Raw genomic sequence first — 18,333 nt, 5'->3', positions numbered from 1 at the left:
ACACTAGTGCTTTTGCAGAACAAGACCAGTGTTGTTACCGGCGGCGCCCGCGGGATCGGCCTCGCCACGGCGCAGGAACTCGCGGCGCACGGCAGCAATATTGTCCTTGCCGATCTGGACGCCGCGGCCCTGGGGCGGGCCGCGGAGACCCTGCAGACAAACGTCGTGAAGGTCGTCTGCGACGTGACCTCGCCCGGCGACGTCGACGCCCTGGTGGCGGCAGCCGTCGACTCCTTCGGTTCGCTTGACGTTATGGTCAACAACGCCGGTTTCACTCGAGACGCGACAATGCGCAAGATGACCGAATCCGACTTTGACGACGTCGTCTCCGTCCATTTGAAAGGTGCGTGGCTGGGCACCCGGGCCGCGGCCGACGTGATGCGCAGGTTGGGCACAGCGGGTTCAATCATCAACGTGTCCTCCATTTCCGGCAAGGTAGGCATGCCCGGCCAGACCAACTACAGCGCCGCCAAGGCCGGAATCGTCGGCCTGACGAAGGCGGCAGCCAAAGAGCTCGGCTTTGCCGGCATCCGGGTTAACGCCATCCAGCCGGGCATCATCCGTACGGACATGGTCGAGAGCCTCCGTCCGGAGATCCTGGACCAAAAACTCTCCGAAATCCCCTTGGCGCGGTTCGGCGAGCCCGGCGAAGTTGCCAGCGTGGTGCTCTTCCTTGCCAGCGGAATGTCCAGCTACATGACCGGAACGGTGCTCGAAATCACCGGCGGCCGGCATGCCTAGGGACAATACGAAAGTCGTGCCCTCTGCCGGCCGCGCCTCGGAGAACCATCCCACCCAGCAGCGCTTCGAGTGCGCCATGCCGCTGCGCTGGTCCGACCAGGACATCAACGGGCACATCAACAACGCCCGCATTGTCACGCTGATGGAAGAGGCTCGGATTCTGTGGCTCAACCAAAGCGCTGCGGCGGAGGGACTGGACTCGTTCCGCTGTCCGAAGGTGGTCGCATCCCTGAACGTGGAGTACTTCAGGCCGGTCAGTTACGGGCCGGAACTGTTCATGCTGCTCGACGTCTCCAGAATTGGTAGCGGATCCTTCACGGTCCGCTACGCAGCATTCCAGGGCGACGCGCCAGTCTTCAGCGGCAGCACCGTCCTGGTTCCGCTGGATGCTGTTTCAAACGCCCCCGTAAGCTAAGTGCCGCCGAAAACGCGTATCTGCTGCCGTATCTGGCCGCGGAAGCCTCGTGATCGAACCCGTCAGTGCCCGGTGAGCCGCCGGCCGCCGTCGACCACCAGCTCTGTACCGGTGATGTAGGCGCCAAAGTCGCTGAGCAAAAAGGCGCAGGCATCGGCAATTTCCTCTTTCCGGGCGAGCCTCCCCAACGGAATGGTCCGAAGGTGCTCCTGCAGCTCAGCGTCGGTTCCGTACAGGACCCCGGCGCCGCCGGTCTGCTCGGTGAGCCCGGGAGTGACGACGTTGAGGCGGATGCCGTGCGGCGCCCAGGCTGCCGCCAGCGACTTCGTCATGGCGAGCACTCCCGCCTTGGCACTGGCTGAGTGGACCGTCTCCGGGTTGCCCAGCACGGCTGCGGACGTCCCGATATTCACGACCGACAGCGGCACCGACGCTGCGATAGCGCGCCGCCCCACAGCCTGGGTGAGGCTCCACGTGCCGTTGAGCACAATGTCAACGACGGCGTTCCAGCCATTCGGCGTCAGGTCCAGGGGGTCCACCCGGAAGTTTCCGGCCGCGTTGTTCACCAGCAGGCCCACCGGACCGGAGTGGCTCTCGATTGACTCCAGGACCTCGTTCAGTGCCGCCTCGTCGCGGACGTCCGCCCGGTACCCTCTGGCATCGATTCCTTGCGCCGTGAGGGAGTCGGTGGCGGCCGTGAGCCTGGCCTCGTCGCGTCCGATGACGGCCGTCCGGGCGCCGAGGGCTCCGAGGCGTCCGGCAATGGCCAAGCCGATGCCGGAAGTCCCTCCCGTGACCAGCGCGGTCCGTCCGCTGAAGATCGGGGTGTTGAACATTCGTCCTGTTCCTTCGTTCACCGGAGATACACCCGGCCCGGATCGATTTCTTCCCGAAGAAGGCGAAGTTCCTCCGCAGTGGGCGGAGAGGTCACTGTGAGGCTGTCCATCACCTTGACCGGCCAACCGGTCCGTTCGCGCACCTGCTCCACCGTCACGCCCTCGTGGATGCTGGCCAGGCACAGTTCACCCGTCTCGTCAGCGGTGAAGACACCGAGTTCGCTGATCACGGTGGTGACTCCGGCGCCCCGCGTCGGCACTTTCGGGTCCGCCCGCCGCGCGGCGGCCGGCGAGGGGCTGGTGCAGAAGTCGAGTGTGCCGACGAAGGACGTTCGGTTATGCCGGCGCATCACGACAAACACCTCCTGGGAGTTGGCCATCACCTCTGCGGCGCCCCCGGATCCGGGAAGCCGGACCGTCGGTGAGGCCCAGTCCCCGATGACGCTGGTATTGAGGCTGCCGCCGCGGTCGATCTGCGCCGCGCCGAGGAACCCCACGTCGATCCAACCGCCCTGCAGCACGTACCCAAACAGCACCGGCATGGTCAGGATGGTCTCGGCTCCCGTGGCAAGCGAGGCGTCAGCAATGGTTTCCGGGAGTCTCGGCGGGTGGGCGCCGCAGACACCGGACTCGTAGATCTGCTCGATCTCCGGCGACGTGGACTGTTGGGCCAGCGCGACGGCGAGGGTGGGCAGACCGATCCCGGCGAAGACGCGACGCTTGCCCCGCAGGTAGCGGCAACTGACAACCGCCAACAATTCGCTCACGGAGTAGTGCGCAGCGGGCACGGTGGTGGTGACCTCGGTGGTGCTGGTCATAGGACGCTCCCATAATTGACGGGGGTGGACAGGCGAGGGGCAGGAGTCAATCTGTCGAAGAACCCGTCGCCGAGCTTGCTGAGGTAGCCAGCGTGGTCTCCGGCGTCGTGGACCCATTCCCGGATCCATTTTTCAAGCCGGACCGGGTCTTTGCTGATCGCCGACCATGACCGGTAGAAGTCGTTATCCCGGTCATAGTGGCCCTGGGCGAAGGAGGGGTGCGCCCCGTATTTGCACTCGACGACCGCGTCGACAACGAAGCCGGGGATGAGTGTCCTATTGGGATCGGAACGGATGACGTCGTCGTCGACAATCTCTTCCACCAGCACTATGGTGCGCTTGGAGGCGAAGGCAACCTCCTGCTGCGGCCCAAGGATGCCCCAGCTCTGGATGTTCCCGTGCCGGTCCGCCCGTTGAGCGTGGAGGATCGCCACATCCGGGTTCAGCGCAGGGACCACGTAGGTCTCGACGTCCTCGTCGAAGGGGGACGTGACCTTCCTCAGCCGGGGGTTGATGGCGACCAGGTCGCTGCCCGCATAGGACCGGATGGGCATGAAGGGGATCCCGGCGGCGCCTGCCTGGTACCGCGCCAGGAGACCGTAGTGGCTGTACTCCTCCAGCTCCAGCCCTCCGGTGCCTCCGGCTTCTACCGCCCTGCGCACGGCATAAAGGGACCCGACCGAACTGTTGCCGGTGAAGGCAAAAACCATCTTGTCCACACACCCGGCCGCTACGAGCTGGTCGGCAATAATGTCGGGCGTCATCCGCACAAGGGTCAGGCCTTTGACGCCTTGGCGGATGATTTCATGGCCCGCGGCGAACGGGATGAGATGCGTAAATCCTTCGAGGGCTACGACATCGTTGTCGGAAACGAGAGAGCTGATCGCATCTCTCAGCGAAATCAATTTATCGGCCAAGGGGGAAACTGCCTTCCGGAACGAGCGGCGGGTCAGCCTCAAGCTTGCACCCCAGATTTATAGCGGTCCAATACATAAATATGACTTCTGTGATAAGAATTTAGACTCAACCAAAGGGGAAATAGTGGAATTCAGGCATCTGGCCGGCTTCATCGCCACGGCGGAGGAGCTGCATTTTGGCAGGGCCGCGGCCCGCCTGCACCTGGCGCAACCCGCCCTGAGCCAGCAGATTCGCCTGCTGGAGAAGGAACTGGGGGTCCAGTTGTTTCACCGGAACACGCGCTCCGTCACCCTCAGTGACGCCGGCCAGGCACTGCTCGGCCCGGCAAAGCAGGTCATCGCCGACGTCGATATCGCCCGTCGGTCGGCGATCCTGGGGAACTCGGAAATTGTCGGGAGGGTCGTCATCGGCTTTGCCGGGGCAAGCAGCAGGAACGTACTCCCCGAGCTGGCGCGCGCCGTCCGGGCGGAACAGCCCGGCATCGAGCTGGTGCTCAAGGGGCAGACATATGCCGGCACGGCGATTGCCGAGCTCGCGGCCGGCGACTTGGACATTGGCTTCTCGCGGCTTCCGGTCACCAATCAGAGCATCGCCACCCGTGTCTACGGGTACGAACGGATGGTCGCGGCACTGCCGTCGGACCACCCGCTGGCCGGACGCGACACGATCCGCGTGGCGGACTTGGCAGGCGAGCCGTTTGTGACGTTTCCCGGAACCCAGGGCTCCACGGTGCGGGACGCTCTGATCCATGTCGCCATGGCAGCCGGCTTCACGCCGCGGATCATGCAGGAAGCCCCGGACTCCTACACCATCCTGGGATTGGTGGCCGCCGGCGTGGGCGTGACCATTACCGTATCGTCCGTGCAGCACATCGATACGCCTGGCCTTGTGTACCGGAACCTGGAGGACGAGCTTCCGGAACTGGCCGCAGTCCTGGCCTGGCGGAAGGACAATCTCTCCACAGCCACCAAGGCCGTGCTGGACATTGCAGAACGGATCCTGCCGACCCCGGCCGCAAGCGAGCGGGCAACCCGGCATTAGGCCCGATACCTGGAGAAACTAATATCGATTCACGCTAACTGTAGGTCGAATTAGATATTGGACGTTATCAGTCGAAGCTGTGAGGGTAGGGGAGGAAATTCACCGTGTGCTGCATCACACGGTGCCACAGCCAAACAATGGAGTTGTTGTGAGCACATTGCAAGAGACGGAAGCGGGCGCAGTCCAGTTCCGCCAGAAGATGGCGCGGAAGGCCGGTTTGGCCTCCTTCGCCGGAACCACCGTGGAATGGTACGACTTTTACGCCTACGGGACAGCCTCGGCGCTGGTCTTCGGAAAGATCTTCTTCCCCGCGCAGGACCAGGCCGTTGGTACTCTTGCCGCTTTTGCGACGTTCTGGGTGGGCTTCCTCGCCAGGCCGCTTGGCGGCATCATCTTCGGACACATTGGCGACAAACTGGGCCGCAAAAAAGCCTTGGTCACCACCTTGTTGATGATGGGAATCTGCACCACCGCCGTGGGTCTCCTGCCGACCTACGCCCAGATCGGTGGCTGGGCGGCAGTCATCCTGGTGGCCCTCCGACTCATCCAAGGCATCGCCATGGGAGGTGAATGGGGCGGCGCCGTCGTACTCGCGGCCGAGCACGCACCCAAGGGTAAGGGCATCCTCTACGGCGCCTTCGCCCAGCAGGGCTCCCCGATGGGGAACCTGCTGTCCACCCTGGTGTGGCTTGCGGTCGCCCAGCTCCCCGATGATGCGTTCACCACGTGGGGCTGGCGCATTCCCTTCCTGCTCTCAGCGGTACTGGTGGGCATCGGGCTTTTCGTCCGGCTCAGCATCGAAGAATCTCCGGCCATGCGCACCCTGATGGAGACCAAGACTGTGGCCAAGGCGCCCCTTCGTGAGGTCCTGCGTCACTCCAAGGGCATCGTGGCCCTGGGCATCGGCGCGTGCGTCATTGCAGTCTCGGCAACGTACTTCAAGGGCACCTTTGCGCTCGCCTGGGCGGTGGATGAAGGGCTCTTCACCAGGACAAGCTTCCTGTCCATCGTGACGATCTCCCTGGTGGTGCAGTTCCTGGTGCAGCCGTTCGGCGCTGTTGTGGCCTCCAAGCTCACCCTGCGTAAGGCCGTGCTGCTGATGCTGGTCCCTGAACTCCTGGTCCTGCCGATGATGTTCACCATGATCGGTACGGGCGACTACATGCTGGCGGCAATCGGAATGGCGATCGCTACCATCCCCCACTCGATGTACTACGCCGCGCTGGCGGGGATCCTGGCAAAGTCGTTCCCGCCCAACATCCGGTACACCGGCATATCCCTGAGCTACCAGCTCAGTTCAACCGTCTTCGCCGGGACAGCGCCCATGATGGGCCAGTACCTGCTGAACGCGACGGGATCCATCCTGGCCGTCATCGTGCTGGCGATCGTGCACGTGGTGATCACGATCGCATCAGTCCTCGGCTTGCTGGCCCGCTCCCGCAATCTGGGCGCGGGCTACGGCACCGCGGACAGCTTTGGAACGGACAGTGACCAGGCTCCCGCTGTCGAGGCAGCGGCAGAGCCCAGCCTGCAGCGCTAGCACCGAGGCGCCTGGAGCGCGGTGTCCCCCGGCGTGCCCGTGGGATACCGCGCTTTGCGCTGTTAGGCCAGATTCAACTCGTCCGAGATGGCCCGCGCGGCCTCCCGCAGAAGCGGAACTGCACGTTCCGCAAAGGCCTCGTCAACCCGGGATACCGGTCCGGAGACGGAAATGGCCATGGGGGTGGGCGCGTTTTCTACAGCCATGGCGAAGCACCGGACGCCGATTTCCTGCTCCTCTTCGTCGACGGAGTAGCCCCGCTGCCGGATCTTCTCCAGGTCCCTGAGCAGGGCGTCGATGTCCCCGATGCTCTTGCTGGTCGGCGTGGGCATGCCGCTGCGGGAGATAATCCCCCGGACTGTCGCGTCGTCGAGCTGGGCCAGAATCGCCTTGCCGACGCCGGTGGAATGCGTGTGGGCCCGACGGCCGACTTCCGTGAACATCCGCATCGAATGCCGGGAGGGCACCTGGGCGACGTAGATGATCATGTCCGCGTCCAGGACTGCCATGTTGGAGGTCTCCCCCAGCCGGTCCACGAGGGACTTGAGCTGGGGCCGGGCCAGGACGCCGAGTTGTTTGTTCGCGGCTTCGCCCAGCCGGATCAAGCGGGGGCCCAAGGAGTACCGGCGGTTGGGCAACTGCCGGACATAGCCCAGACTGACCAGGGTGCGAAGCAGCCGGTGGATGGTGGGAAGCGGCAGGGACGTAGAGGACGAAAGTTCGCTCAACATCACTTCGCCGCCGGCGTCGGTGATCAGTTCCAGGAGGTCAAAAACACGCTCGACCGACTGGACGCCGCCGGGGGCTTTTTCGGCCATATCGCTCTGCACTCCTGTTGTTGCTGCCGACATCTAATATCCGCATCGTGAAATATTGCCCTACGATTCCCAAGATACAACAGGACGGTCGAAGCGCTTCGAGTCCCCGCCAGCGCTTCGCGTCCCCGCCCCCGCCTGGGCGTCCGGCCGCGCAGGCGGCCGGACGCGCAGGCGGCCGGACGCGCAGGGGGCCGGCCGGACGAGACAGGCGGCGGTCCTAGATTGCCTTACCCGGGTTGAGGATGCCGAGCGGGTCGAACACCTTCTTGATGGCGTGCTGCAGCTCGAGGGAATCGCTGCCCAGTTCGTCCTGCAGCCAGTCGCGCTTGAGGATGCCAACGCCGTGTTCCCCGGTGAGGGTCCCGCCGAGGCTGCGGGCCAGTTCGAACATCTGACCCAGCGCGGCTTTGGCCGGGCCCTCAGTGGAGGGCTGGCCCTCGTCAAGAACGATCATCGGGTGCAGGTTGCCGTCGGCAGCGTGGGCAACCGTGAAGATCCGCACACCCGTGCGGCGCGAGATCTCCTCGATTCCGGCGACCATCTCGGCGAGGTGCCCGCGAGGTACACCGACGTCGCCGATGCAGACGTCACCCAGCAATTCCAGGGACGGAATTGCCTCCCGGCGCACTTTCAACAGTTCGGCGGTCTGTTCCGGGTCGGTGGCCTTTTCATACGAGGACGCGAGCGGCTCGATGGCCCGAATCAGCACCTCCTGTTCCAGGAAGGCCCCGTATCCGTCGGTCTGGGCGAGGAGGAAGGCGCCGCCGCGGCTCCGGTAGTCGGTCCCGAGGGCCGCGTCCACGGCCGAAAGGGTCGGGCCGTCCATCAGCTCCAGCACGGAGGGTGTGACCCGTGAGGCAATGATGGCGGAGGCGGCCTGGGCGGCGGCAACGATGTCCGGGAAGAACGCAGCGACGGTTGCCGTCGCGGCGGGGAGCGGCCGAAGCCTCAGCGTGGCTTCGACAACGATCCCCAGCGTCCCCTCGGAGCCAATCATGAGGGCATTGAGGTCATACCCGGTGACCCCCTTGATGGTTTCCCGGCCGGTCACAAGGATCCGCCCGTCCGGCAGGACAACCTTCAGGGCGAGGACGGATTCGCGGGTGACCCCGTACTTGGCGCATCGCATGCCCCCGGCGTTGGTCGCGATGTTCCCACCGATCGAGCAAATGGCGGTGCTGGCAGGATCCGGTGCGTAGAAGAGCCCGTGCTCGCCGGCGGCGGCATTGACCTCCGCGTTGAGGATGCCAGGTTCGACGACGATGATCTGTTCCAGCGGGTCGAGGCGCAGGATGCGGTTCATGCCCGAGACGTCAAGGACGATCTCCCCGGCTTGGGCGGACGACCCAGCGGCCAGGCCGGTGCCGGCGCCCCTGGCCACGATCGGAATCCTCCCTGCCGTCGCGCGGACCATGGTCTCCACGACGTCGTCGATGCAAGTGGCGTAGACGACGCCGTCCGGCAGCGTCTCGGGTGTGTAGCCCGACCGGTCGGTGTTGACGCTCCTGCGGGCAGCTTCCGCCGTCGAACCGTGCCTGGCAGCGGCGAGCAGCGTCGTCCCTGCCTCTGAAATGGTCTCACTCACGTTGGTCCTCACAAGCTCTGCTCTCTATCGGTTTCTCTAGGTTTTCTCGATCGGTCTCGGTGTGTCTCAGGGAACCATCCAGCCCAGCGCCGGGGTGGACTGCAGGAAGATCAGGATGGTCAGGAACGCCAGCAGTGCCAGGCTCCAGCCGATGAGCTTCCGGAACAGGACGCTCTCCGCCCCGTCCAGCCCAACCGCCGCGGCCGCCACGGCCAGGTTCTGCAGGGACAGCATCTTTCCGAGGACCCCGGCCGAGGAGTTGGACGCCGCCATCAGCGTCGGCGAGAGCCCCGTCTGCTGTGCGGCCGTGACCTGCAGTTGCCCGAACAGGGAGTTGGACGAGGTATCCGAGCCGGTGAGCGCAACACCGATCCAGCCAAGCAGCGGCGACAGGAAGGCGAAGAAGCCTCCGGCGGATGCCAGCGCGATGCCCAGCGAGTTCGTCTGCCCCGAGACATTCATGACAAAGGCCAGGGCCAGGACGGAGGTCACCGAGACGATGGTCCAACGCAACTGGAACAGCGTGTCGCGATAAATCCGGAGACCCCGCAGGGGTGCCAGCTTGTACAGCGCCATCGTGATGATGCCCGAGATCAGCAGCAGCGTGCCTGTGGCCTTCAGGTGGTCGAGCTTGAACTTGTGGGCGGCGACCGGTTTCCCGTCGGGATCCACCGCGTCCAGGCCCGGCCATTCGAACGTCACCGAGCCCACGGCCGTGAGCCAGTTCTTGACGGCCGGGATCTGCGCGATGGAGAACACGGCCATGATGATCAGATACGGGGCAACAGCCATCCATACCTCGCTGTTGGAGGGCCTCGCCGCGGCGTCGGACGTCCCCGTAGTTCCGGCGGGGACGGGGGCGCCGTTCCGGCTTACGCCGCCAAGCCCGGACGACGTTCCGTAGCCGGTACGGGACTGCGCTCCGGCACTGACAAGCTCGACGTCGGCAGCATCGCCGCCCGCGACTTCGTGCATTCCGATGATCTGGGCCGGCTGCCAGAACTTCAGCATGACCAGAACCACCGCCACGGTGGCAATGGCGGCGACGACGTCGGTGAGCTCAACGACCAGGAAGTTCGAGGCGACGAACTGCGCCAGGCCGAAGACGATGCCTGACACGACGGCCACCGGCCAGGTCTGCCGGACGCCGCGCTTGCCATCGACGATGAAGACAAGGATGAGGGGCACGAGCACCGCAACGAACGGCGTCTGGCGGCCGGCCATGGAGCTGAGGTCGTGCAGCGGAATCCCGGTGACGCCGTTGAGGGCAATGATCGGCGCGGCCATCGCCCCGAACGCCACGGGGGCGGTGTTGGCCAGCAGCGCCACGATGGCTGACTTCAACGGTTTCATGCCGGCGGCCATGAGCATCGCGCCGGAAATTGCCACCGGAGCGCCGAAGCCAGCCAGCGCCTCCAGCAGCGCCCCGAAGCAGAACGCGATCAGGATCGCCAGGATGCGCAGGTCATTGGAGATGGAGCGGATGGTCCGGCCCAATACTTCGAACCATGGCGTGTCCACCGTGAGCTTGTAGATCCACAGCGCGTTGATGAGGATCCAAAGGATCGGAAAAATGGCATAGAAGGCTCCCTGGCCGGCGGCGCTCAGCACCTGGCCAAAGGGCATATGCCAGCCCACGATGGCGAGCACGATGGACAGCAGCAGGCTCGCGATGGCTGCCTTGGGCGCCTTGACCCGGAAAACCCCGAGCAGGACAAATAGCAGCAGCAGCGGCAGTGCGGCGATCACGGCTGAGATGGCGAGCGAACCCGCTATCGGATCGACGACTTGCTGAAACGGCTCAAACCTTGGACTCACAAAAACTCCTTTGTTTTTCCGAGCAATCGGTGGGCACTGGGATAGCACTGCGGCATCAATCCCCTCAGGGGTTTCCGCATCGTGAAATATATCTTTTGTTCAGTGATATTCAGTGACTGAGAGTATGTGCGATCCAGGTCACAGTCAACCGCTGTTGTCCGGCGCGGCGCAGCCTCGCGCAATACCGGTCCTCGGCGTTGACACACGGCACGGCGCTGGCTAGGTTTTATATATTGGTATTTAACTTCCACAATACGAAATTCCTTTGCGTACGAAATATCTGAGAGGTGGCCGGTATGCCGAATCACGTGGAAACTAACGGGCTGAGCGTCGCCGAAGAGCTCTACGCCTTCGTCCGGGACGAAGCCCTCCCCGGGACCGGCATCGGGGCGGACGCATTCTGGGCCTGCGCCGCCGGGCTCATCGAGGAGTTCTCGCCGCGCGTGCACGAGTTGCTGAACATCCGCGACCGAACGCAGCAGCAGATCGACGAGTACCACCGGGCACACGGTGCGGCAGCCGCGGATCCCGAGGCGTATGAGGAGTTCCTCCGCTCGATCGGGTACCTGGTCGACGAACCCGGAGACTTCGCCATCGAAACCGAGCGGGTTGACCCCGAGATCGCAACGGTCTCCGGTCCGCAACTGGTGGTCCCCCTGCTGAATGCGCGGTTCGCTGCCAACGCCGCCAACGCCCGCTGGGGCTCGCTCTACGATGCGCTCTACGGTACCGACGTCATCGACGACGCGGACGGACGCGAGCACACCGGCGGCTACAACCCGGTCCGCGGAGCCGCCGTCGTCGCACACGGGCGGCAGTTCCTGGATGAGCACACTCCCCTGGCGGCCGGATCACACACCGAGGTCACCTCCTACCGCATCGCCGACGGCGCCCTCGTCGCCGAGACCCCCAACGGCCCGCAGGCGCTGGCCGAGCCGGGCCAGTTCGCCGGTTTCCGCGGAGCGGCGGCCGAACCCGAGTCGGTACTGCTCGTACACCACGGACTGCACGTGGAGATCCAGATTGACCGTAGCCACCCCATCGGCTCGGGCGACCCGGCCGGTGTCAAGGACATCGTGTTGGAGTCCGCCATCACGACAATCATGGACCTCGAAGACTCCGTGGCGGCCGTCGATGCCGCGGACAAGGTCTCGGGCTACCGCAACTGGTTGCAGTTGATGCAGGGCACCCTGACCGCCGACGTCGAAAAGGGCGGCCGCACGTACACCCGGCGGCTCAACTCCGACCGTGTCTACACCGCACCCGACGGCTCGGAGCTGACCCTGCCCGGCCGCTCGCTGCTGCTGATCCGCCAGGTGGGCCACCTCATGACCAGCGACGCCGTTCTCGACGCCTCCGGCGCTCCGGTGCCCGAAGAGATCCTGGATGCCCTGTTTACAACCCTCGGCTCCGTGCACGACCTCCGCGGTCCGCACGCCGGCCACAACTCCCGAGCCGGGTCCGTCTACATCGTGAAGCCGAAGATGCACGGGCCGGGTGAGGTCGCCGTGGCCTGCGCCCTGCTGGCCGGCGCCGAGGCCATACTGGGCCTCGAACCGCTCACCCTCAAGATCGGCATCATGGACGAGGAACGCCGCACGTCGGCAAACCTGAAGGCGTGCATCTGGGAGGCACGGGAGCGCGTGGCGTTCATTAACACGGGCTTCCTGGACCGAACCGGCGATGAGATCCACACCTCGATGCTGGCCGGCCCCATGGTCCGCAAGGCAGAGATGCGCGACTCCAGCTGGATCAAGGCCTACGAGGACGCCAACGTCGACATCGGGCTGGAGTGCGGCTTCAGCGGGCGGGCCCAGATCGGCAAGGGCATGTGGGCTGCCCCGGACAACATGGCGGACATGCTCAAGCAGAAGGTCGCCCACCCGCTCGCCGGTGCCGACTGCGCCTGGGTGCCCTCACCGACAGCCGCCACGCTGCACGCCATCCACTACCACCAGGTCGATGTGGACGCCCGGCAGGCCGAACTCGCCGGCAAGCGCCGCTCGACACTGCGGCAGTTGCTCACCATCCCCGTCGGCGATCCCGCTGGCTGGTCCGCCGAGGCCCGGCGCAACGAGCTGGACAACAACATCCAGAGCACGCTCGGCTACATCGTCCGCTGGGTGAACGACGGCGTCGGGTGCTCCAAGGTCCCGGACATCAACGGCACGGCCCTGATGGAGGACCGTGCAACCTGCCGGATCAGCTCACAGCACGTCGCCAACTGGCTCCTGCACGGCGTAGTGACCACGGAGGAAGTGGAGGCGTCCCTGCGGCGCATGGCCGCCGTCGTGGACGAACAGAACGCCGCGGACCCCCACTACACGCCCATGTCCCCCGCGTTCGACGGCGAGGCCTTCCTCGCCGCCCGCGAGCTCGTGCTCGAAGGCGCCGCTCAACCATCCGGCTACACCGAGCCGGTCCTGCACCGGCGCCGGGCCGCACACAAGCACACCGAGATTCTGGCGAGGAACGCATCATGAACCTGACATTGGAATCCGCACAATCCATCATCAGCGGCGCCCTCGCGGCCGGAGCGGAGCGCGGCTTCAAACCACTGACCGTCGTCGTCCTCGACGCCGGCGGCCACGTGATCGCTGCGGCGCGCCAGGATGGCGCCTCGAATAACCGCTTTGAGATCGCGCAGGGCAAGGCGTACGGGGCGCTGGCCCTCGGGATGGGCTCGCGTGCGATCATGGAGCGCGCAGAGCAGCAGGCCTACTTCATCGCGGCCACGACTGCCGCCCTGGGCGGCCGGCTCATCCCGGTGCCCGGCGGCGTGCTGGTACGCGAGCAGGACGGCACGCTCCTCGGTGCCGTCGGCATCACCGGCGACAGCTCGGACAACGACGAGACGGCGGCGACGACGGCGATCGAGGCCACCGGGCTGAAGGCCCAGGCCGCCTGACTCCCGGCAGTCGGACGGAGATGGCCGGTCCCCAGGACCGGCCATCTCCGTCCCTGCCGGGAAAGGTCCGGCTGTTCCAGCCTTTCAGGCATCCTGCCCGGTACTGGCGAAGTAGGCAGCGGCCAGGTCCTGCTTCGAGCGGCCCGCGGCGGCGACTCGTTCGAGCCGCGCAGCGGCCGCCTCGGCGCCGTCGAGCCGCAGGCCGTGTTCGCGGGCGGCGTCGAGGATCAGGTGTGCGTCTTTCAGCGACGTGTCGACGCCGAAGGACGCAGGTTCGAGGCGGTCTTCGAGGATCAGCTCCGCCTTAGCCCGCAGGAACGGCAGGTCCAGGCCGCCGCCCTTGACCAGGTCAAAGAACTGCCGGGGGTCCACCTCAAGGGCCTCCGCGAGCGCCAGGATTTCCCCGGCGGCGTTCGCGGCCGCGATCACCCAGCTGTTGACGACGAGCTTGAGCCGGGTTGCCGAGCCAGCGGCCGGGTCCTGACCGGTCCAGATGGTGCGGGAGCCGATTGCGTCCAGGACCGGCGCCACGCGCTCACGCAAAGCCTCCGGCGCTGCCGCGATGACAAGCAGCTGGCCGGACTCGGCCGGCTCACGGGTGCCGGAAACCGGCGCTTCAACCAATTCGAGGCCCACCTCTGCGGCCAGGTCTGCAAGGGCAGCTGCGTCGCGCACCCCGACGGTCGTCGACTGCACCCATGCGGTGCCCGGCCGGACTCCCGGGGCTGCCTGCCGAATCACGTCGCTCACGGCCGCGAAGTCATACAGCATCGTCAGTACCACCTCCGCTCCCCTGACCGCTTCGGCTGGGGACAGCGCTACCTGCGCCCCGGCGTCGGCCATCGGGACGGTCTTCGCCGGGTCACGGTTCCACACGTGGACCTCGTGCCCGGCTTTCAGCAGGTTCCGGGCCATCGCGGCCCCCATGATGCCAGTGCCCAGCACCGTCACCTTGCGATTCGCGTTCATCCTGTCGTCCTCTCGATCGCTGTGCGCGCCTGGATGGGGTGATGCCGAACCGACCTTAACACGCCTGCGGCCACGCCCGCGCCGGGTTGCTGGATCGCCGCCCCGTCCCCGCTGCACCTGGGCTTGACCCGGCGGACACCGGACCCTTGCGGCGCCCGGCCGCGTTCATAGAATGAACGGTATTGGCCTATCCGGATGGCAGCGAGTGGACAGAGGCGGGGACATGGACAGGGACATAAACACGGCAACTTTTGCAGAACTCCACCACGCTGCGGCGCCCCTGCTGCTGCCCAACGCCTGGGACATGGGATCCGCCGTGGCGTTTGTAGCAGCGGGCTTCCCGGCGATCGGAACCACCAGTTTTGGCATTGCGGCGAGTGCCGGCATGCCGGACGGCGGCCGGTCCAGCAAGGCGGCAACCGTGGCGCTCGTGGAACAGCTGTGCCGGCTGCCTGTCCACGTCACGGCGGACATCGAGGACGGCTATTCCGATGACCCTGCCGAGGTGGCGGAACTGGTGGCCCGGCTGGCGGCCATGGGCGTGGCCGGGGTCAACCTGGAGGACAGCACGGCCGGGCACCTGATCGACCCTGCAGTCTCCGCCCGCAAGATTGCCGCCGTCAAGCAGCGCAGCCCGGCCGTGTTCATCAACGCCAGAGTGGACAACATCTGGTTCGGTGAAGAACCCACTGTTGACGCCGTCCTGCTCCGTGCCCGCACCTACGCCGAAGCCGGCGCGGACGGAATCTTTGTCCCCGGCCTTGTGGTACCGGAGGACATGCAGACCATCACCGCCGGTATTGCACTGCCGGTGAACGTACTGGCCCATCCCACGCTGACCGTTGCCGAACTGGGTGAACTGGGGGTCCGTCGGGTGAGCTCCGGCTCCCTGCCGTACCGCGCGGCAATCGACGCGGCAGTGGATGTGGTCAGCGCCCTGCGTGACGGCAGGCCGGCGCCGGCGGCCACTCCGTACTGGGAGCTGCAGTCGCGGCTCGAGTCATTTAGTAGGGGGACCGTGTCGGGCTGACCGGCTGCTGCTTCCAGGATCCTGAGTCCTGAGCCACTGTTTTTCGCGTATATCGGGATGTATCGTTAGGTATCGTTCGTGATCCACTAAGGAGAGCAACATGCGCAATTCACACCCGATGGGCGGCTTTGGCGCTCCCAACATTGATGGCATGTGGCAGGCCGTCGAAGAGCTGCGTTCGAGGTTCGAGAAGCGCTCGGGCACCCGTGCGGGGCGAGGCGAGGTACGGTCGGCCGTGCTGGCCCTGCTCGCGGAACGGCCCATGCATGGCTACCAGATCATCCGTGAGATCGAGGAGCGGAGCAACGGCAGCTGGAAGCCGAGCGCCGGCTCCGTCTACCCCACCCTGCAACTGCTGGCCGATGAGGGATTGATCCGGGCCGAGGAGTCCAACGGCCGCAAGATCTACTCGCTGACCGACGCTGGCCGGGAGGACGCAGCACACGGGGAGGCGTCAGCACCCTGGGAGGCCACGGGCCCGGCGTCGGGCCCCGGCTTCGCCGCACTCCCCAAGGCAGGCGTCGAGCTCGCGCAGGCCGCAGCCCAGGTGGGTCGCACGGGCTCCCCGGAGCAGGTGCAGCAGGCGGTGTCGGTGCTCGACGAGGCGCGCCGCCGGCTGTATTCGATTCTCGCCCAGGACTGACGGGGGTGACGGCGGCCCGTCGGGAGCGAGCAGACCCGGTACCCGGCGCCGGGGACACCCGCGCCCGTTACCGTCGCATCCTGCGGTTCGCCGCGTGGAACCTCGCGGTGACCTGGTGGTTTGAGCTGCTCCTCCCCCGCGTCGGGCTGGGCAGAATCGCCGAGCGCACCAGAGCCAGGAGGATGCGGAGCTTCGCTCAACGCTTCCACGTGCTCGCGGTGGAGCTGGGCGGCCTGATGATCAAGGTGGGCCAATTCCTGTCCTCCAGGCTCGACGTGCTTCCGCCCGAGATCACCAAGGAGCTGGAGGGCCTTCAGGACGAGGTCCCGCCCGTCCCGTTCCCGGCCATCCGCGCCCTCGCCGAGGCGGAGCTGGGCGCGCCGCTGGACCTGGTGTTTGCCTCGGTCGAGGAGACGCCCATCGCCGCCGCCTCCCTCGGACAGGCCCACCGGGCGCAACTCCTGCCCGCCAATGCCGCCGATGCCGGGCTGCACGGCGTGGTCGTGAAAGTGCAGCGGCCCGGCATCGAGGCGATCGTCGACGTCGATCTGGCGGCACTGCGCAAAGTGGGCGGCTGGCTCAGCCATGTGCGCCTGGTCTCCGACCGCGCGGACGTGCCTGCCCTGGTCGAAGAGTTTGCCCAGACCAGTTTGGAAGAGATCGACTACCTGCATGAGGCGGCAAATGCAGAACGTTTTGCGGCCGATTTCGCCGAGGATGAGCGGGTTGAGGCGCCCGGCGTCGCCTGGGAGTGGAGCACCCGCCGCGTGCTCGTGCTCGAAGATGTCACGGCGATCAAGATCACGGATGCGGTGGCACTTCGTGAGGCGGGCATCGATCCGGCGAAGGTTGCGCCTGTCTTCGCCTCGGTCATGTTCGACCAGTTGTTCACCAACGGCTTTTTCCATGCCGATCCGCACCCGGGCAACATCTTCGTCACCCCGGTCACGGATGCCTCCGAGGGGCGCCCCTGGAAGCTGACGTTCATCGACTTCGGCATGATGGGCGAGGTTCCTCCCGGCACTCGGAGGGGCCTTCGGAAATTGCTGATCGCGGCAGCCTCGCGTGACGGCAAGGGCCTCGTGAGCGCGATCAGCGACGTGGGTGTGCTGGTGCCGTCGGCCGACCGGGCGGAGCTTGAGCGGGCGATGACGCACCTGTTCGCCCGATTTGGCGGGATGGGATTCGCCCAGCTCCGCGAGGTGAACCAGCGGGAGTTCCTGGAGTTTGCCGTGGAATTCGGCGACCTGGTCCGCTCGCTGCCGTTCCAGTTGCCGGAGAACTTCCTGCTCATCATCCGGGCGATGTCGCTGACCTCGGGTGTGTGTAGTTCACTGGATGACCGGTTCAATCTGTGGGACTCCGTCGAGCCCTACGCGGCGCAGCTGCTCCGCGACGAGCGCGGCAACGTGGTGCAGGATGTGGCCCAGCAGGCGTTCGACGCCGCCGGGATTGCCCTTCGACTGCCGAAACGCCTGGATGGACTGGTCACCCGGATCGAGGACGGTTCACTGTCCGTTGCCAATCCCCGCCTGGAGCGTCAGCTGGCGCGGCTGGACCGCACGGTGCGGCGGGCGGCATCGGCGCTGATTTTCGGCGCCCTGCTGATCGCGGGTTCCATCGTACGGGCGGACGACGCCGTACTCGGCGGCGTGCTGATGATCGTCTCGGTTGTTCCGCTGCTGCACGGGGCGTGGGTGGGGCGCCGCGGCCTCTGATCAGTACTGGCCTTTGATCACGAAGTAGGAGCCGCGGATGACGCCGGCCAGCTTTGATTTTTGCCGGGCGAACTTGAACGCTGCCAGTTCCTCCGGGACCTCCATACCCTCGGACAGTTTGAAGCCCACTGCGCGCTTCCCGCCGTCCTCGATGCTGTACATGACGTTGATGGACAGCCCCAACTCGTAGAACACATAGTCCATCCGCAAGCCGTCGACTTCGAAGCCGGCGGCCTCGAGCGGCCGCGAGCCGATGACAATCTCGCGCTCCTCCCTGAGGATCCGGCTGACCCGTTCTATGACCTCCGGAACCTCGCCGGCAGGGCTGACGGTGAAGACGTGGGCGTACTTATTGCGGTAGTAGCGGGCCTCGTTGGCGCGCAGCCCGGCGAGCGCCTCGGCGACCGGGGATGACTCCAGGCCGACAGTGGAAACGTTCTGGAAATCAACGACGTACGGCATGCACCCTCCCGATATAGACGTCTTGGACCAACCATAACGTGACGGCGCTTTACCGGCCGGTGGCGGGGCCGTT

At 65.9% G+C, this 18,333-nt stretch carries 17 protein-coding genes; 9 read left to right on the top strand and 8 right to left on the bottom strand.

Annotated features, from left to right (window positions below; all coding sequences use genetic code 11):
* The first annotated feature begins 6 nt into the window (after positions 1–6).
* Positions 7–741: a 3-oxoacyl-ACP reductase FabG gene (gene fabG, locus FFF93_RS07475; RefSeq protein WP_138769474.1), complete on the top strand. Its 735-nt coding sequence runs from the start codon at positions 7–9 to the stop codon at positions 739–741.
* Complete coding sequence (locus FFF93_RS07470) at positions 734–1,156, top strand: thioesterase family protein (RefSeq protein ID WP_138769475.1); 423 nt, start codon at positions 734–736, stop codon at positions 1,154–1,156. The genes fabG and FFF93_RS07470 overlap by 8 nt, the downstream gene beginning before the upstream one ends.
* Positions 1,157–1,218: 62 nt before the next feature.
* Here FFF93_RS07470 and FFF93_RS07465 read toward each other — a convergent pair whose 3' ends face one another.
* The 3 genes from FFF93_RS07465 to FFF93_RS07455 are packed head-to-tail and all read right to left on the bottom strand — an operon-like array spanning position 1,219 to position 3,727.
* Positions 1,219–1,992: an SDR family oxidoreductase gene (locus FFF93_RS07465; protein WP_138769476.1), complete on the bottom strand. Its 774-nt coding sequence runs from the start codon at positions 1,990–1,992 to the stop codon at positions 1,219–1,221.
* A gap of 17 nt (positions 1,993–2,009) precedes the next feature.
* A complete protein-coding gene (locus FFF93_RS07460; protein ID WP_138769477.1) occupies positions 2,010–2,810 on the bottom strand; it encodes a CoA-transferase subunit beta in 801 nt (266 codons plus the stop codon).
* Positions 2,807–3,727, bottom strand: coding sequence for a CoA transferase subunit A (locus FFF93_RS07455; RefSeq protein ID WP_138769478.1), 921 nt, complete (start codon positions 3,725–3,727; stop codon positions 2,807–2,809). Before FFF93_RS07455 ends, FFF93_RS07460 begins: the two co-directional genes overlap by 4 nt.
* Before the next feature lie 124 nt (positions 3,728–3,851).
* Between FFF93_RS07455 and FFF93_RS07450 the strand changes: the two genes are divergently transcribed.
* Both FFF93_RS07450 and FFF93_RS07445 read left to right on the top strand, forming a co-directional pair.
* Positions 3,852–4,769, top strand: a complete 918-nt coding sequence (locus tag FFF93_RS07450; protein WP_138769479.1) for a LysR family transcriptional regulator — start codon at positions 3,852–3,854, stop codon at positions 4,767–4,769.
* A 148-nt stretch (positions 4,770–4,917) separates the two neighbouring features.
* Positions 4,918–6,309, top strand: a complete 1,392-nt coding sequence (locus FFF93_RS07445) for an MFS transporter (RefSeq protein ID WP_222424656.1) — start codon at positions 4,918–4,920, stop codon at positions 6,307–6,309.
* Between the two features lie 62 nt (positions 6,310–6,371).
* Here FFF93_RS07445 and FFF93_RS07440 read toward each other — a convergent pair whose 3' ends face one another.
* The 3 genes from FFF93_RS07440 to FFF93_RS07430 form a co-directional block, all read right to left on the bottom strand.
* Positions 6,372–7,127: an IclR family transcriptional regulator gene (locus FFF93_RS07440; RefSeq protein ID WP_138769480.1), complete on the bottom strand. Its 756-nt coding sequence runs from the start codon at positions 7,125–7,127 to the stop codon at positions 6,372–6,374.
* Positions 7,128–7,344: 217 nt separating this feature from the next.
* Positions 7,345–8,712, bottom strand: coding sequence for an FAD-binding oxidoreductase (locus FFF93_RS07435; protein ID WP_261375361.1), 1,368 nt, complete (start codon positions 8,710–8,712; stop codon positions 7,345–7,347).
* A 66-nt stretch (positions 8,713–8,778) separates the two neighbouring features.
* The gene (locus tag FFF93_RS07430; protein ID WP_138769481.1) at positions 8,779–10,530 is read right to left on the bottom strand and encodes an L-lactate permease; all 1,752 of its coding nucleotides are present in this window, start codon (positions 10,528–10,530) and stop codon (positions 8,779–8,781) included.
* Between the two features lie 296 nt (positions 10,531–10,826).
* Here FFF93_RS07430 and FFF93_RS07425 point away from each other — a divergent pair, with 296 nt between their 5' ends.
* Together FFF93_RS07425 and FFF93_RS07420 are read left to right on the top strand one after the other, a co-directional pair.
* On the top strand, positions 10,827–13,013 hold the full coding sequence (locus FFF93_RS07425; RefSeq protein WP_138769482.1) for a malate synthase G: 2,187 nt from the start codon (positions 10,827–10,829) through the stop codon (positions 13,011–13,013).
* Positions 13,010–13,438 carry a heme-binding protein gene (locus FFF93_RS07420; protein ID WP_138769483.1) on the top strand — a complete coding sequence of 143 codons (429 nt, stop codon included), beginning with the start codon at positions 13,010–13,012 and terminating at the stop codon, positions 13,436–13,438. The genes FFF93_RS07425 and FFF93_RS07420 overlap by 4 nt, the downstream gene beginning before the upstream one ends.
* 84 nt (positions 13,439–13,522) lie before the next feature.
* Here the strand turns inward: FFF93_RS07420 and FFF93_RS07415 are convergent, their stop codons facing one another.
* Positions 13,523–14,407 carry an NAD(P)-dependent oxidoreductase gene (locus FFF93_RS07415; RefSeq protein WP_138769484.1) on the bottom strand — a complete coding sequence of 295 codons (885 nt, stop codon included), beginning with the start codon at positions 14,405–14,407 and terminating at the stop codon, positions 13,523–13,525.
* 223 nt (positions 14,408–14,630) lie between these two features.
* Between FFF93_RS07415 and FFF93_RS07410 the strand changes: the two genes are divergently transcribed.
* The 3 genes from FFF93_RS07410 to FFF93_RS07400 all read left to right on the top strand — a co-directional run bounded on the left by FFF93_RS07410 (position 14,631) and on the right by FFF93_RS07400 (position 17,798).
* Positions 14,631–15,437, top strand: coding sequence for an isocitrate lyase/phosphoenolpyruvate mutase family protein (locus FFF93_RS07410; protein WP_138769485.1), 807 nt, complete (start codon positions 14,631–14,633; stop codon positions 15,435–15,437).
* Positions 15,438–15,537: 100 nt separating this feature from the next.
* Positions 15,538–16,080: a PadR family transcriptional regulator gene (locus tag FFF93_RS07405; protein WP_138769486.1), complete on the top strand. Its 543-nt coding sequence runs from the start codon at positions 15,538–15,540 to the stop codon at positions 16,078–16,080.
* Between the two features lie 5 nt (positions 16,081–16,085).
* Positions 16,086–17,798, top strand: a complete 1,713-nt coding sequence (locus FFF93_RS07400; protein ID WP_138769487.1) for an AarF/ABC1/UbiB kinase family protein — start codon at positions 16,086–16,088, stop codon at positions 17,796–17,798.
* On the opposite strand, the gene FFF93_RS07395 is transcribed toward FFF93_RS07400, so the two are convergent.
* Positions 17,799–18,260: a phage tail protein gene (locus tag FFF93_RS07395; RefSeq protein ID WP_138769488.1), complete on the bottom strand. Its 462-nt coding sequence runs from the start codon at positions 18,258–18,260 to the stop codon at positions 17,799–17,801.
* Positions 18,261–18,333 lie beyond the last annotated feature (73 nt).

Origin of the sequence: Arthrobacter sp. KBS0702, from assembly GCF_005937985.2 — a bacterium.
Lineage (GTDB): Bacteria > Actinomycetota > Actinomycetes > Actinomycetales > Micrococcaceae > Arthrobacter.
This window is presented reverse-complemented; position numbering and strand designations above follow the sequence as displayed.

Coding starts and splice junctions, on each gene's coding strand:
- FFF93_RS07470 (WP_138769475.1), top strand. CDS start 734: ATGCCTAGGGACAATACGAAAGTCGTGCCCTCTGCCGGCCGCGCCTCG.
- FFF93_RS07440 (WP_138769480.1), bottom strand. CDS start 7,127: ATGGCCGAAAAAGCCCCCGGCGGCGTCCAGTCGGTCGAGCGTGTTTTT.
- FFF93_RS07465 (WP_138769476.1), bottom strand. CDS start 1,992: ATGTTCAACACCCCGATCTTCAGCGGACGGACCGCGCTGGTCACGGGA.
- FFF93_RS07395 (WP_138769488.1), bottom strand. CDS start 18,260: ATGCCGTACGTCGTTGATTTCCAGAACGTTTCCACTGTCGGCCTGGAG.
- FFF93_RS07460 (WP_138769477.1), bottom strand. CDS start 2,810: ATGACCAGCACCACCGAGGTCACCACCACCGTGCCCGCTGCGCACTAC.
- FFF93_RS07405 (WP_138769486.1), top strand. CDS start 15,538: ATGCGCAATTCACACCCGATGGGCGGCTTTGGCGCTCCCAACATTGAT.
- FFF93_RS07420 (WP_138769483.1), top strand. CDS start 13,010: ATGAACCTGACATTGGAATCCGCACAATCCATCATCAGCGGCGCCCTC.
- FFF93_RS07415 (WP_138769484.1), bottom strand. CDS start 14,407: ATGAACGCGAATCGCAAGGTGACGGTGCTGGGCACTGGCATCATGGGG.
- FFF93_RS07425 (WP_138769482.1), top strand. CDS start 10,827: ATGCCGAATCACGTGGAAACTAACGGGCTGAGCGTCGCCGAAGAGCTC.
- FFF93_RS07410 (WP_138769485.1), top strand. CDS start 14,631: ATGGACAGGGACATAAACACGGCAACTTTTGCAGAACTCCACCACGCT.